Source organism: Rhodanobacter sp. 7MK24 (assembly GCF_014842995.1).
Taxonomy (GTDB): Bacteria; Pseudomonadota; Gammaproteobacteria; order Xanthomonadales; family Rhodanobacteraceae; genus Rhodanobacter_A.
Genome location: NZ_JACYXL010000001.1, coordinates 326601 through 340030, shown reverse-complemented (window position 1 = coordinate 340030; position 13430 = coordinate 326601). Strand labels below are relative to the sequence as shown.

At 66.7% G+C, this 13430-nt stretch carries 14 protein-coding genes; 8 read left to right on the top strand and 6 right to left on the bottom strand.

Annotation, left to right across the window (positions count from 1 at the left end):
• Window positions 1-12 precede the first annotated feature (12 nt).
• From IHE49_RS01525 to IHE49_RS01515, 3 genes are all read right to left on the bottom strand, one after another.
• Window positions 13-312, bottom strand: coding sequence for a hypothetical protein (locus IHE49_RS01525; protein WP_192154277.1), 300 nt, complete (start codon window positions 310-312; stop codon window positions 13-15).
• 56 nt (window positions 313-368) lie between these two features.
• Window positions 369-1205, bottom strand: a complete 837-nt coding sequence (locus IHE49_RS01520; RefSeq protein ID WP_192154275.1) for an SAM-dependent methyltransferase — start codon at window positions 1203-1205, stop codon at window positions 369-371.
• 77 nt (window positions 1206-1282) lie between these two features.
• The gene (locus IHE49_RS01515) at window positions 1283-3052 is read right to left on the bottom strand and encodes a GGDEF domain-containing protein (protein ID WP_192154273.1); all 1770 of its coding nucleotides are present in this window, start codon (window positions 3050-3052) and stop codon (window positions 1283-1285) included.
• Window positions 3053-3273: 221 nt separating this feature from the next.
• On the opposite strand from IHE49_RS01515, the gene IHE49_RS01510 reads away from it, so the two are divergent.
• Both IHE49_RS01510 and IHE49_RS01505 read left to right on the top strand, forming a co-directional pair.
• On the top strand, window positions 3274-4776 hold the full coding sequence (locus IHE49_RS01510) for a peptidase S10 (RefSeq protein WP_192154271.1): 1503 nt from the start codon (window positions 3274-3276) through the stop codon (window positions 4774-4776).
• 107 nt (window positions 4777-4883) lie between these two features.
• Complete coding sequence (locus tag IHE49_RS01505) at window positions 4884-5333, top strand: DUF6491 family protein (protein WP_192154269.1); 450 nt, start codon at window positions 4884-4886, stop codon at window positions 5331-5333.
• A 60-nt stretch (window positions 5334-5393) separates the two neighbouring features.
• Here the strand turns inward: IHE49_RS01505 and IHE49_RS01500 are convergent, their stop codons facing one another.
• The 3 genes from IHE49_RS01500 to IHE49_RS01490 all read right to left on the bottom strand — a co-directional run bounded on the left by IHE49_RS01500 (window position 5394) and on the right by IHE49_RS01490 (window position 8545).
• Window positions 5394-5774, bottom strand: a complete 381-nt coding sequence (locus IHE49_RS01500) for a hypothetical protein (protein WP_192154267.1) — start codon at window positions 5772-5774, stop codon at window positions 5394-5396.
• A 69-nt stretch (window positions 5775-5843) separates the two neighbouring features.
• The gene (gene rlmKL / locus IHE49_RS01495) at window positions 5844-8030 is read right to left on the bottom strand and encodes a bifunctional 23S rRNA (guanine(2069)-N(7))-methyltransferase RlmK/23S rRNA (guanine(2445)-N(2))-methyltransferase RlmL (RefSeq protein WP_192154265.1); all 2187 of its coding nucleotides are present in this window, start codon (window positions 8028-8030) and stop codon (window positions 5844-5846) included.
• Window positions 8027-8545 carry an alpha/beta fold hydrolase gene (locus IHE49_RS01490; RefSeq protein ID WP_192154262.1) on the bottom strand — a complete coding sequence of 173 codons (519 nt, stop codon included), beginning with the start codon at window positions 8543-8545 and terminating at the stop codon, window positions 8027-8029. The genes rlmKL and IHE49_RS01490 overlap by 4 nt, the downstream gene beginning before the upstream one ends.
• 63 nt (window positions 8546-8608) lie before the next feature.
• Here IHE49_RS01490 and IHE49_RS01485 point away from each other — a divergent pair, with 63 nt between their 5' ends.
• The 6 genes from IHE49_RS01485 to IHE49_RS01460 all read left to right on the top strand — a co-directional run bounded on the left by IHE49_RS01485 (window position 8609) and on the right by IHE49_RS01460 (window position 13257).
• Window positions 8609-9193 (top strand): N-acetylmuramoyl-L-alanine amidase, encoded by a 585-nt coding sequence (locus tag IHE49_RS01485; protein WP_192154260.1) that lies wholly within the window; start codon window positions 8609-8611, stop codon window positions 9191-9193.
• A gap of 26 nt (window positions 9194-9219) precedes the next feature.
• Window positions 9220-10032 carry an AraC family transcriptional regulator gene (locus tag IHE49_RS01480; protein ID WP_225578099.1) on the top strand — a complete coding sequence of 271 codons (813 nt, stop codon included), beginning with the start codon at window positions 9220-9222 and terminating at the stop codon, window positions 10030-10032.
• An 84-nt stretch (window positions 10033-10116) separates the two neighbouring features.
• Entirely contained in the window at window positions 10117-10254 is a 138-nt protein-coding gene (locus tag IHE49_RS01475) for a hypothetical protein (RefSeq protein ID WP_192154258.1), read from the top strand.
• Window positions 10251-11288 carry an alpha/beta hydrolase gene (locus tag IHE49_RS01470; protein WP_343227519.1) on the top strand — a complete coding sequence of 346 codons (1038 nt, stop codon included), beginning with the start codon at window positions 10251-10253 and terminating at the stop codon, window positions 11286-11288. Before IHE49_RS01475 ends, IHE49_RS01470 begins: the two co-directional genes overlap by 4 nt.
• On the top strand, window positions 11285-12325 hold the full coding sequence (locus tag IHE49_RS01465) for a saccharopine dehydrogenase NADP-binding domain-containing protein (RefSeq protein ID WP_192154257.1): 1041 nt from the start codon (window positions 11285-11287) through the stop codon (window positions 12323-12325). The genes IHE49_RS01470 and IHE49_RS01465 overlap by 4 nt, the downstream gene beginning before the upstream one ends.
• Window positions 12326-12390: 65 nt before the next feature.
• On the top strand, window positions 12391-13257 hold the full coding sequence (locus IHE49_RS01460; RefSeq protein ID WP_192154256.1) for an acyl-CoA thioesterase II: 867 nt from the start codon (window positions 12391-12393) through the stop codon (window positions 13255-13257).
• Window positions 13258-13430: the final 173 nt, after the last annotated feature.

Below are 13430 nucleotides of genomic sequence, written 5' to 3'. Positions count from 1 at the left end.
GGGTGACACGTCTCACTGGAAGGACAAGGACGACGGATGGTCGGAGTGGCAGCGCTCCGACTGCGGAGCTTCCTCTTCCTCCTCTTCGTCGGGCTCCTGCCCGGGAAGCTGAGTCGGTGACTGGGGAGTTTGGGGCACTTGCTGGATGCCCAGTTCCACCCGCAGCGACGCGCCGTTACCCGCTGCCACGGCCGTCATCAGTTCGGCGCTGGCATGCGTCTGCTCCAACACTCCATTCAATATGTCAGCCGAGGCGTAGCGCAGCGACGCATCGCTGCCGATGGCTTCAAGCAATTCAATCGTATCGGTCATCTTGTTCCCCTGTTTCCTTATATTCGGGCAGCACTACCGCGCCGCACCATCTCGCCTCAGGCCGCTGCGCCTTCCTTCTCCCTTGCATCCAGCGTTTGCAGCCGCTCCAGCATCGCACGGTTCGGCTGCAAGGTCACGGCTGGGGGAAGCACCACGGTTTCCTCGGCGGTCAACGGCACCTCGGCCAGTTCGCGCAAGGTAATGCGCTGGATGCGCGGCCGCTCAATGGGCAAGGTGGCACCGCGATAAATGATGACTTCATGTTCCAGCGGGTAGTCCTGCCCCAGCCGCTCCACCAAAAGTGCCCGGTAGGCCAGGCCAGCGTCGAAACGCCCCACCGAACGGTTGCCGATCACCCCCACCTGCCACAGCACTAGATAACCGGCCGGGTCGATGCGCCGCTCGCAGTACAGCAGCTGGCTGGCCTCGAAGTGCTGGCAGCCGTAGCGGCCGGGGTCGAAGCCGAGATCGGCGTAAAGGGAGTCCTCGGCAGAGATGCCCGGCTCCATGTGCGCCTCGTAACCTTCCGCGTGGGCCTGCTCGATCACCTTGTGCGGCGACCATGCAAAGATGCCCGGGTGACCATAGAACACGCCGCAGACCCGCTTGCCAGTGCGCAATTCGGCCATCATCAACGCCACCCACTCACGGTAGGTCTTTATGCGCGGCTTGCCCTCGGCATAGTAGGGCTGCAGGCTGCGCACGTCCGGGTGCATACGTTTCAACCACTCCTCCGCGATGGCGTCGGAGAGCGCGGCGAACACCACGTCCGCCTGCACGATATGGCTACGCGCCAGCGGGGTGAGGTGGGAGCCCAGCGTCATGCCCAGGCCCACGCAGGCCAGGCGGCCACGGCCGGGAACGTTCAGGGAAGGAAGAATGGTGTTGGTCATCAGGCGATCTTAGCGAACTTTCCTCCCTGCGCCTGCGGTGGCATGGAGGGACGCAGCATTTCAGTGCATTGCTTAGCTCAGGCCATCGCCAGGCTTTCTACACCCGTCATCACGCAGTTGCGCCCGTCATGCTTGGCCCGGTACAAGGCGGCGTCGGCCTCCGTACAGAGGCGATGCAAGTCATGGCCGATGCCATCGGTAAAGGCCAGGCCGATGCTGGTGGAAACCGTCACGATCACGCCATCGAGTTCCACCACAGTGGCCTCGATGGTGGCGCGGATGCGTTCGGCAATCGCCACGCCCTGCTCGCTAGAACAGTCCACCAGCAGGATGCCGAACTCCTCGCCGCCGAGACGACCGAACAGGTCGGCGGTGCGCAGGTGTTGGCGACAGGCATCCACCACGCGGCGCAGCACCTGGTCGCCTGTGGCATGGCCGTGGCTGTCGTTGATGCGTTTGAAGTGGTCCAGGTCGATGAAGGCCAGGCACGCCGCGCCCTTGCGCTTCTCCGACTGGCGCAGCGCGCGATCGGCCTCACCCATGAAGTGCTGGCGGTTGTAGATGGCGGTCAGTCCATCGAGGTGTGACAGTCGCTTGAAGCGCAGCTGCGAGCGTTTGAGCCGGAACATCCATAGCGCGCCGAAGCCCAGCGCCATGAGCAGCAGCGCGAGGTAAAGCCGGTTGGCCTCGGCCGTCTTGGCGTCCAGTTGCTGCTGCGTGCGCAGGTCGGCGTTCTGCTGGCTCAGCTTTTCCGTCTCCAGCTTCTGCGCCAGCACGTGCTGCTCCACCGCTTCGTACGCCAAGGCGCGTGCATGGATGTCGTCGAGGTAGGCCTTGTCTAGCGCAGCGAACTTCTCGTAGTTGCCGAGCGCGGCAGCGGCATTCCCCTGCTTTTTCTCGACGCGGTAGAGCACCTCGTAGGCTTCCTTCAGCCAGGCGTCGATGTCGCCCGATTTCCCCTCGGCGACGACTGCCGATGCCAACCGCCTGGCGGCATCGTCCTCGCCCAAGGCAGCCAGTGCGGATGCTCTGTCAACCAACGCCGACAATCTGGCTGGAACATAGCCATTGGTGTCGATTCTGGGCTGGATCCGGTCGATCAGCGCAAGCACCTTGCGCGGCTGCCCTTCCTGCAGGAGCAGGTCGGCGAGTATGAGTTGCAAGTTGGTGTTGTACAGCGACACCGTGGTCACCGGGCAGGCCTCGAAAGCCTGTTGCAGCTCCGGGCTGTCGGATTTGAGCCGCTTGCCGTAGTACAGCACCTCGACCAGTATCGAAGTGGGGTAGCACTGGCTTTCGCCGGCAGGAACGGTCGCCATCGCCATGCGCGCGTAGCGCACGGCCAGATCGGTCTGACCGGCGGATCCCATCACCTGGGACAGGTTGGACAGCAGCAGGCGGCGATCCTTGGCATCCGTGACCTGGGGCAGGCGCGCCGCGACACGATTGGCCAGCTCGAACGCCTCGGTGTAATGCCGGGCAGCCCCGAGCTGGCTCAGCAGCGCGGCAGAGGCATGGTTCGCCAACTGCTGATTGCCGGAACGCTCGATGACATCACTGAGCATGGCCTCCGACTTGGCGTAGTCCCCCTGGTACATGACCTCCCAGGCGTTGAGATAGCGCATCTGCCATTGCTGGGCGGGCGTCAGGTTGGCGGCCTGCTGGTTGAGCTGGGCCAGCACTTGCAAGGATCGCGCGTGATCCGTGACCTGCAGTGCATAGATCTGCTTGATCAGGGCATCCGGATTGGCCAAGGCCGCAACGGCCAGGCCGGTCTGCCAGCACAGGCAGCCTGCGAGGGCCGCCCACGCGAGCCGCGTTCTGGTGCTGCCGAATAGCCAAGCCATGCCCCCACCCCCATGAACTCGCGCAACAACAGGTCACATCCGGCCTCCGCCCGCGGCACCTGTCCGTTGCCCGCTCCATCCTCCACAGCCGTACAAGCATGGCATGGTTCGCCTGCGAGGTCACCGAGGCGCTCGTAGCGCCTCGCCATCCATGCCATCAGGCACGGTTGCGCCGCAGCGCGGCTCGCTAGGCTAGGGCTTTTCCACGCGAGGACACACCCGTGCGCAAGCCGCTGCAAACGAGCCTGCTGGCAGCCCTGCTGTTGGCCGGTTTCCACCACTCGGCACTGGCTGCCGACAAGAAGCCGCCAGCGGCGGAAGCACCAGGTACCGGCAATGGCTTCCAGTTGCCACCTTTCCCAGCCGACGCGCATGTTGCGCAATCCGCCACGGCCGGCGGCCATACGTTGTCGTACACCGCCACCGTGGGCTCGCTGCCTGTGCGCGACGACACGGGCAAGGTGATCGCTCAAGTGATGTTCACCGCCTACACCATGCCCGGCAAAAATCGCCCGGTGACCTTTGCGCTGAATGGCGGCCCGGGCGCCTCCTCGGTGTACCTCAACCTCGGCGCCATCGGCCCGAAGAAGGTGAACTTCGGCGTGGAAGGCGACAACCCGTCCGACCCCGCCATGCTGCACGACAACCCCGGCACCTGGCTGGGCTTCACCGATCTGGTGTTCATCGACCCGGTAGGCACCGGCTTCAGTCGCGCGCTGGTGGACGACAAGGAAGCCACCAAGGATTTCTACAGCACCAACAGCGACATCCATTACCTCTCGCGCATCATCTACGACTGGCTGCTCAAGAACGGCCGCATGGAGTCGCGCAAGTACCTGGTGGGCGAGAGCTACGGCGGCTTCCGCGGCCCGCGCATCACCGACTATCTGCAGACCCAGTTGGGCGTGGCGATGAACGGCGTGGTGCTGCTGTCGCCCTACCTCGATCCAGCAGCGTCGGACGACGAGAATGTCTCGCCGCTGCCGTGGATGCTCACCCTGCCGTCCATCGCCGCCGCGCACCTGGAGCGCGAGGGCAAGCTCGACGCGCAATCGATGCAATCCATCATCGACTACACGCGCACCACCTATGCCGACACGCTGATGCAGGGTCGCAGCAACCCGGCTGCTACCGACGCGATGATTCGCAAGGTGACCGCACTCACCGGCCTCGACCCGTTGTTCGTACAGCGCTCGGGCGGCCGGCTGGAAACCCAGGCCTACCTGCGCGAGGTGTACCGCGCCGAAGGCAAGCTGGGTAGCCGCTACGACTCCAACGTCACTGCCTGGGATCCCTTCCCCTACGCGCCGCATCAGACCTCGGGCGACCCCATCCTCAATGGCATCATCGCCCCCACCACCACCGCGATGGTGAACTTCGTCACCCAGACCGTAGGCTGGAAATACGACGGACGCTACAGCGCGCTGAGCTACGACGTGGGTCGCATGTGGCACGACGACGAAGACGCCAACAACGGCTCGGTGGCGCAACTGCGCGAAGCGGTGGCGAACGACCCCGGCCTGCGCGTGCTGATCGCCCACGGTTGGGATGACCTCTCCTGCCCGTTCATGGCTTCGGTGCTGATCGTGGACCAGATGCCTGCGATGGGCGACCCGACCCGCGTACAGGTGAAGGAATACCCGGGTGGCCATATGTTCTATGCGCGGCCGTCGAGCCAAGCAGACCTGCTGCGGGACGTGAAGACCTTGTACGGGGTGAATTGAGAACGCGTTGCCCGTTCCCGCAAGCGGGAGCGGGCGCCTTTCACGCCGCCCACCACGCTTTCGCACCATAATCGCCATCCACATCCACGTCGGCGATGAGGTGCACCATGAAGACCGTCACAGCCAGTCTGCTTGCATTGTCTCTCGCGGCAATCTCGACTGCTGCATCCGCACAGACGCCGCCGCATGTGCCCGCCTATACGCCCATGCGTCCGGTTTCCGACTGCCTGCGCACCGACCGCATCACCGAGTGGCACCTGGTGGACTCGCGCACGATCACCGTGCGCAACGGCCCCAACCGCTTCCTTGTGAAGCTGCAAGCCTCTTGCCCTCAGCTGAGCTACGGGCCGCCCACCCTGCGGTTCGGGACCAGCAAGGCAAACCAGGGGACCGCTCCCTTCAGCATCTGCGGCGAGGCGGGCGAATCGGTGCGTTCGACGCAGCCACCGCCCTGCCCGATCCAGTCAGTGCGCCAGCTCGACAAGACCACGTTCGACAAGCTCAGCGCACATGCCAAGCGCAACGGCAGCGGTGCGGATCAACCCACGCAGCCCTGAGTACCTGAAAGCAAAGAGCCCGGCAGATGCCGGGCTCTTCGTTTACCTTGCTACGAACGGTCAGTTGCCGTAGTAGGGCGCGCTGCCCACATACTGCGTGGGATAGCCGTTGCTGTAAATCACCGTGGTCTGCGGCGGCGGAGCAGCCTGATACACCACCGTGGCGGGCGGCCCGTACACCACCGGCGCCGGCGCGTAATACACCGGGGGCGGCGGCGCCAGGACACTTCCTACGACGCCGGCCACTGCACCTGCGACGATTGCACCGGCGATCCAACGGCCACCCACCCAGTGACCACCACCGTGGTAGTAGCCGCCATGGTAACCGCCGTAGTAACCGCCATGGCCCCAGTCATGCGCGGACGCGCTCAGCGGCAACGCCACCGCCGCGGCAACAGCCATACCGATAGCCAAAACCTTGCCGACATTACGCTTGGACATGGGGAAAACCCTCCTGTTGATCTGCGGAACAGATGCTCGGACTTCCGCACTTAATCCGAACTGAAGGGTTCAAGATTTCGGCCGGGCCTCGCTCCACGGATTGAACTCGCCTTCAGGCTTGCGATGGCGCAGCAGCCAGCAGCCGTGGATGTCGGCGCGGCGGGCGAAGTCGAACGGAATGCTGGCGGCACTCCAGTCTTCGATGTCGAAGCGTTCCGCCAGCGTGGCTTCGTCCAGCTTGAAGCGACGGAAGTTGTTGGAGAAAACGATCACGCCATCGTTGGTCAGCCGTTCGGCGCAGGCCTCGAGCAGGGCGACGTGATCGCGCTGTACGTCGAAATCGTCGGCGCGCTTGGAGTTGGAGAAGGTCGGCGGATCGACATAGATCAGGCCGTAGTGCGCACGATCCTGGCGCAGGAAACTCACCGCATCGGCCTGCATCAGCCGATGCCTGGCGCCGGTGAAGCCGTTGAGCGCCAGGTTGCGCGAAGCCCATTCGAGATAGGTGGCCGACAGGTCCACGCTGGTGGTATCGCGTGCGCCACCCGCCGCCGCGTATACGCTGGCGGTGGCGGTATAAGCGAACAGGTTGAGGAAGCGCTTGTTCGCTGCCAGCTCGCGCAAACTGGCCCGCACCAGCCGGTGGTCGAGAAACAAGCCGGTGTCCAGGTAGTCGGTGAGGTTGACGCGGAATTGCAGGCCGCCCTCCTCCACTTCCAGGAACTCGCCACGCTGGTCGAACTGCCCGTACTTGGAGCCCCCCTTGCCGCGCTCGCGCGTCTTGAGTGCGATGCGCTCGCGCGGCACCGCGAACACTTCGCCGGACACGCGCGCGATCTCGCGCAAACGCTGGCGCGCCACCTCGGCCGGCACGTCGGCGGGGGCGCGGTATTCCTGCACGTGCAGCCAGGTGTCGCCGCCTTCGCGGGCGTAGACGTCGACGGCGGCGGCGTATTCGGGCAAGTCCTGGTCATAGGCGCGCCAGCAATGAATGCCCTCGCGCGCTAGCCGCTTGCGCAGATGCTTGAGGTTCTTCTCGAGCCGGTTCTTCAGCATCTGCGCGCCGGCAGAGAGCGGCTTCGGTTCGCGCGGCGCCTCGTCACGCGCACGGATTTCGAACGTGAGCAGTTGGGTTTCCAGCGCGCCGTTGTAGAGCGCGTATTTCTTTTCGGCATGCAGGCCCAGTGCACGCCCCAGCTCCGCATCGCCTGCCAGCACGGCGGCGCGCCAGCCTGCGAATTGCGTGCGCAGGCGTTCGCCCAGCGCATGGTAAAGCGCAGGCATCTGCGCGCGTTCGCCCAGCCGCTCGCCATACGGCGGATTGGTGATCACGAGGCCGCGCGCCACGCCTGCCGGCGGTTCGGCATGCGCCATGTCGCGCTTTTCCAGCGTGAAGAAACCGGCCACAGCCGCCTCCTGCGCGTTGCGCTTGGCGGTCTGCACCATGCGCGGGTCGGCGTCGCTGCCGAAGAAGCAGGGACGCAACTGCTTCAGCCCCGTTTCGGCGCGCTGGCGCGCCTCGTCCAACAGCCCGCGCCACAGCGCGATGTCGTGCTGCTGCCAGCCGAGGAACCCGTAGTAGTCGCGACGCCAGCCCGGCGCCACGTCGGCTGCCATCAGCGCAGCCTCGACCAGCAAGGTGCCCGAGCCGCACATGGGGTCGAGCAGTGCGCCGCCATCGGCGTAGATTTCCGGCCAGCGCGCGCGCAGCAGCATGGCGGCAGCAAGGTTTTCCTTCAGCGGCGCTTCGCCCTGCAATTCGCGCCAGCCGCGGCGATGCAGCGGGGAACCGGCCAGGTCCAACGACAGCGTGGCGCGGTCGCGCTTCAGTCGCAGGTTGAGGCGCACGTCCGGTTCTTCGGTGTCCACGCCGGGACGGGTGCCGCCCTGCTGGCGAAACTGGTCGACTACCGCGTCCTTCACCCGCTGGGCGAGGAACTGGCTGTGCGTGAGCTTGCTCAGCGCGGTGTGCGCATCCACCGCCAGCGTGGCGTGCGCGGCGAGGTGCTTCGACCAATCGATGGCCTGCACGCCGGCATACAGCGCATCGTCCGTGGCCGCGTCGAACTCGGTCAGCGGCAACAGGATGCGACTGGCGAGGCGCGACCATAGACAGGCGCGATAGGCGGTTTCCAGCGGGCCGGCGAAATGCACGCCAGCCAGCGCCTCGCGAACTTCCTCTGCGCCCAGCGCCGCCAGTTCGTCGCGCAGCAGGTATTCCAGGCCCTTGGGACAGGTGGCGAACCAGCGGCTCATGCCAGTGCTCCCAGCAGGGTGTCGAACTGCGCGGCGATCGCGTCCATGCTCGCCAGCAGCCGGTGGTCATCGTCCAGCAACAACAAGGGCAGCCGGCGACGCTCGGCAAAAGCCTGCACGCCCGCCACAGGGCAAAGCTCGTCGCGCCAGCCATGGACCATCAGCGTGGGCACACCGGCGCGAAGGTCCAGCGCCTGCGGACAGTCAGGAATCGCGGGCGGCGTGGCGAGCAGGAACAAGGCAGCCACTGGTGCCTCCAGCGAAACCAGCGCCGAAGCGAACGCCCCCATGCTGGAACCCACCAGCACGGGCGGTGCATCGCAGGCCGCGATGGCGGCGCGCAGGCGGGCCACACGCGGCGTCACCGCGCTGGCGTAACCCGAGGCGTCATCCGCGCCGAAATCGGGGCGTTCGGTGCGCCAGCCCCGCGCCTCGGCCCGGGCGGCCAGCGCGCTGATCTTGGTGGCGCCCGGACCGGAATCCGAACCGTGCGAAAGGATGATCTGGCCGCGCATGGCGGTCTCCGGTACAGGCTGCAGGACGCCCATGATAACTGGCCGCCATGCGAGACTAGCCGCATGCCTGCGCTTTCCATCCATGACCAACCCCTGCCCTATGCGGCGAAACTGCCCGAGCGTCCCGCCAGCGCGGTGACCCTGGTGGTGATCCACTGCACCGAGCTGCCCGACCTCGCGACCGCGCGCGAGTACGGCGAAAAAGTGCTGTACGACAGCGGCGCCGGCAACAGCGGCCACTACTACATCGACCGCGACGGTGCCGCCTACCGCTACGTGCCCGGCACCCGCGTGGCCCACCACGTGCGCGGGCACAATGCCGAGTCCATCGGCATCGAACTGGTGAACTCCGGCCGCTTCCCGCACTGGTTCGACTCGCGCCGGCAGGCCATGGACGAGCCATACACTGCCGCCCAGATCACCACGTTGCGCGAACTGCTGGCGGCGCTGCAACGGGAATTTCCGAACCTGCACCGGATCGCCGGCCACGAGGATCTCGACACCGCGATGGTGCCGGCCAGCGACGATCCGGCCAAACAGGTATGGCGCAAGCGCGATCCCGGGCCGCTGTTCCCGTGGGATGCCGTCGTACCCGACAGTGGACTGCAGCGGCTGCGCCAGACTGCGGCGATATCCATCGACCCGTAACCATGTCGGAGTTCAGGGTCCAGTCCTTGCTGAAGTCGACCACCGTTGCGGTGCACGACGTGTGCTGCCGCGGCGAGTGCCGTCATCGCAGCGCCGAGGAATGCGCATCCTCCACCCAACTGGTGTTCCCTTATCGCGGGCTGTATCTGCGCCATGTCGGCAGCGTCCAGTCGGTGGCCGACGCCAATCATGTGCTGTTCTTCAATGCCGGCGAGGGTTACCAGGTCAGCCATCCGGCGACCGGTGGCGATGCCTGCCTGTCGCTGACGGTGTCGCAATCGCTGCTGCGCGAGCTCGCGCCCGCCGCGATGTTGCAGCGGCGCGACCAACCCGTGTTTCATCACCAGGCACTGCGCATCGACGAACGCGCCCAGGTGCTGGTGGCGCTGCTGCGCCACAGTCTGCGTCACGGCGGCATCGAGCCGCTGGAAGCCGAGAGCCTCGCCCTGACCCTGGTCGGCCGCAGCCTCGGCCCGCGCACCACCCACGCGCCCGGCGCGACTCCTGCGCGACGGCGGCTGGTGGATCGGGTGAAGCTGCTGCTCGCCAGCGACCTCACCCGACGCTGGACGCTGGCGGAGATCGCGGCGGAAATCGGCGGCTCACCGGTCTACCTCACCCAGGCCTTCCAGCAGGTCGAAGGCATGCCGTTGTACCGCTACCACCTGCGCCTGCGCCTGGCGCGCGCGCTGGATCTGATCGCCGACTGCGAGGATGTCGCTGCACTGGCACAGGACCTGGGCTTCTCCAGCCACAGCCATTTCAGCTCGGCGTTCCGCCAGGCCTACGGGCGCACGCCCTCGGAATTCCGCCAGGCCGTGGTCGCAGGCATGCTGTGAATCGCTAAAGATTCTGACAGCCGCTGCCGGCGGCTGGTGGTCTCCTATCCCTGCCCGATCGTGGGCATCTGCCGGAAACCCGCCATGAAAGAAACCACCTGTGCCGCCTGCGACTACCCGCTCGACGGCAACACCATCGCAGTCACCGTCGGGGGCCGCACCGTCGAAGTCTGCTGCGAGGAATGCGCGCAGAAGCTGCGCGAAGCGGAGGCCCGCTCGTGAGCGGCGAAACGTCGATATTCGCCAATCGGCAGGCGCCGGGCATCTCCCGGCGCCGTTTCCTTTCCCTGTCTGCCGGCGCGCTGGCCGGCGTATGTGCCGGCAGCTACGCCAGCGGCATCCGATTGCCATCCCCGCGCGCCGACAAGACGGCGATGGATGCAGCGCGCTTCCATGCCCTGCGTCGCTACACGCAAACGGCGTTCGGCCGCATCGCCCATGTCGAACAGGGCAGCGGACCGGCGGCGTTGTTCCTGCACGGCTTTCCGCTCAATGGCTTCCAGTGGCGTGGTGCGCTCGACCGGCTCGCCGCGTACCGGCGCTGCATCGCGCCCGATTACCTCGGACTGGGCTATACCGAGGTTGCCGACGGGCAGTCCTGTGCACCGCAAGCGCAAGTCGACATGCTTGTCGCCCTGCTCGACGCGCTCGGCGTCGAACACGCCGATGTGGTCGCCAACGACAGCGGCGGTGCCATTGCGCAACTGCTGCTCGCGCATCATCCCGAACGCGTGCGCAGCCTGCTGCTGACCAATTGCGACACCGAGCTGGACTGTCCGCCGCCGGCGCTTCTTCCGGTGATCGCGTTGGCGAAGCAAGGGCGTTTCGTCGACGACTGGCTGGGCAAGTGGCGCCACGACCACGTGCTCGCGCGATCGGCAGCCGGCATCGGTGGCATGTGCTATGCCGACCCCGCTGACCCTACCGATGAAGCCATCGAGACGTACTTCGCGCCGTTGCTGGCCTCGCAGCGCAGCCGCGACTGCGCGCATGCCTATGCCACTGCCTTGGAACACAACTCACTGTCCGGCATCGGCCCCGCGCTTGCCCGGTCCCGCGTGCCCGTGCGCATTGTCTGGGGCGATGCCGACACGATCTTTTCCGCCAACAATGCGGACTATCTCGCCCGCGCCTTCGGCCATTCGCTGGGTGTGCGCCGGCTGAAGGACAGCAAGCTGTTCTGGCCCGAGGAACGCCCGGACGTGATCGCCGAGGAAGCCCATCGACTGTGGACCACGCAAGGAGACAAAGCATGACGACGCAAACTTCCCGCCGCATCGCGGTATATGGCGCCTATGGCCATACCGGCCGCTTCGTGGTGACCGAGTTGCTTCGCCGCGGCTTCGTACCGGTCGCCTGCGGCCGCGATGCGGCAGCTCTCGAGGCGCTCGCCACGGCCACCGGCGCCGAAGTGCACACAGCTTCCGCCGACGATGCGGCCGCACTGGATGCCGCCTTCGCCGGCACCGCCGCGGTGCTGCATTGCGCCGGCCCCTTCCTCGACACCGCCAAGCCCGTGCTGGACGCGGCACTGCGCGCGCGCATCCACTACCTCGACGTGGCGGCGGAACAGCGCTCCGTGGCCGACACGCTGGCACGCGATGCCGAAGCCAGGGCCGCGGGCGTGACCGTGGTGCCGGCGATGGCCTTCTACGGCGGCCTTGCCGATCTGCTGGCCACCGCTGCGCTCGACGGCGCCACCGACGCGGATGCGATCGACGTCGCCGTGGCGCTCGACGGCTGGCACCCCACGCGCGGCACCCGCCTCACCGGCGACCGCAACCACTATCCGCGTACCTATATCGAACACGGCGAAACCCGCACCCTGCCCGATCCCGCACCGGTGCGCGAAACCGATTTCCCGGCCCCGTTTGGGCGACAGGAAACGGTACTGCTGACCTTGACCGAGGCTGTCGTGATTCCCCATCACCTCGCCTGCCGCAACCTGCATGCATGGATGAACCTGGCTCCGCTGCGCGACCTGCGCGACCCGGCCACGCCGCCGCCGGTCGGGGTCGACGACAGCGGCCGTTCGGCGCAGCGCTTCGTGATCGACGTGCGCGTGCGGCGCGGCCGCCATACCGGACGCGCCACCGCCAGCGGACACGATATCTACGCCGTCACCGCGCCACTGCTGGTCGAGGCGCTGCAGCGCATCCTCGACGGCCGGGTCCTTGGCTGCGGGGTGCTGGCTCCTGGGCAGGCATTCGACGCGCGCGACTTTCTGGCTGCGCTTGCGGCGGCCGGCGTCGTGGTGGCATTCGAGGCCGACGAGGAGAAGGAAATGGCCTAGGCACTCCCTGACGCAGTCTCCGAGGGCACCCCGGTATACTGGCGAACCCCCGCCAAGGACCCACCATGCGCGAAGAGCACGTCAACGAACTGGTCGAGCTGCTGCAGCTCGAACGGTTGGAGGACAACCTGTTCCGCGGCCAGAGCCGCGACATCGGCACGCGTTTCGTGTTCGGCGGCCAGGTGCTTGGGCAGGCGTTGTCGGCGGCACAGCAGACCGTCGATCCCTCGCGCGAGGCGCATTCGCTGCACGCCTATTTCCTGCGCGCCGGCGACATCGACGCACCGATCGTCTACAGCGTGGAGCGTGCCCGCGACGGCGGCACGTTCTCCTCGCGGCGGGTGCTGGCGATCCAGCACGGCCAGCCCATCCTCAACGGCTCGATCTCGTTCCAGGTTCCCGAAAAGGGCTTCGAGCACCAGACTGCCATGCCGGAAGTGCCCGCGCCGGAAGACGTGGAGACAATGCGCCCGCTGCCGCCCGACGAACTGGCCAAGCTGCCGGTGAAGCTGCAGCGCTGGCTGGGCATCGACGGCCCGTTCGAGTTCCGCCTGGTATGGCCGCGCGACGAGATGCACCCGGTGAAACGGCCGCCGATCCAGCACATCTGGTTCCGCCTGGCCGCGCCGATCAGCGACTCGGCGATCCTGCATCGCGCCCTGCTCGCCTATGCTTCGGACTTCCACCTGATCGGCACTGCCACCCTGCCGCACGGCATTTCCTATCTCACGCACAACGTGCAGATGGCCAGTCTCGACCACGCATTGTGGTTCCACCGCCCGTTCCGGGTGGACGAGTGGCTGCTGTACTCCTTCGACAGCCCCACCGCCCAGGGCGGCCGCGGGCTGGCGCGGGGTCAGATCTTCGACCGCACCGGCCGACTGGTGGCCTCCACTGCGCAGGAAGGCTTGATCCGACTGCGCAGTGAGTGAGAACAAGAACCTGCTTATGGCCCCCAAGTACCCCGCGCTGTCATCGAGCGGCCGCCATGCGGCAGCCCGTGGTGCCAGCGTGACCGGCCGTCAGCCCAAGCCGCGCGCCGCCGCATGGCGGCCGCTCGATGACAACCCGAAGGGCCGGGACTGTTCGCCCCCGGCCCGGCGTC

What these genes read in the sequence shown, in the direction of transcription:
- IHE49_RS01525 (WP_192154277.1), bottom strand. Translation starts at nt 312, where the DNA reads ATGACCGATACGATTGAATTGCTTGAAGCCATCGGCAGCGATGCGTCG.
- IHE49_RS01520 (WP_192154275.1), bottom strand. Translation starts at nt 1,205, where the DNA reads ATGACCAACACCATTCTTCCTTCCCTGAACGTTCCCGGCCGTGGCCGC.
- IHE49_RS01515 (WP_192154273.1), bottom strand. Translation starts at nt 3,052, where the DNA reads ATGGCTTGGCTATTCGGCAGCACCAGAACGCGGCTCGCGTGGGCGGCC.
- IHE49_RS01505 (WP_192154269.1), top strand. Translation starts at nt 4,884, where the DNA reads ATGAAGACCGTCACAGCCAGTCTGCTTGCATTGTCTCTCGCGGCAATC.
- IHE49_RS01500 (WP_192154267.1), bottom strand. Translation starts at nt 5,774, where the DNA reads ATGTCCAAGCGTAATGTCGGCAAGGTTTTGGCTATCGGTATGGCTGTT.
- rlmKL (WP_192154265.1), bottom strand. Translation starts at nt 8,030, where the DNA reads ATGAGCCGCTGGTTCGCCACCTGTCCCAAGGGCCTGGAATACCTGCTG.
- IHE49_RS01490 (WP_192154262.1), bottom strand. Translation starts at nt 8,545, where the DNA reads ATGCGCGGCCAGATCATCCTTTCGCACGGTTCGGATTCCGGTCCGGGC.
- IHE49_RS01485 (WP_192154260.1), top strand. Translation starts at nt 8,609, where the DNA reads ATGCCTGCGCTTTCCATCCATGACCAACCCCTGCCCTATGCGGCGAAA.
- IHE49_RS01475 (WP_192154258.1), top strand. Translation starts at nt 10,117, where the DNA reads ATGAAAGAAACCACCTGTGCCGCCTGCGACTACCCGCTCGACGGCAAC.
- IHE49_RS01465 (WP_192154257.1), top strand. Translation starts at nt 11,285, where the DNA reads ATGACGACGCAAACTTCCCGCCGCATCGCGGTATATGGCGCCTATGGC.
- IHE49_RS01460 (WP_192154256.1), top strand. Translation starts at nt 12,391, where the DNA reads ATGCGCGAAGAGCACGTCAACGAACTGGTCGAGCTGCTGCAGCTCGAA.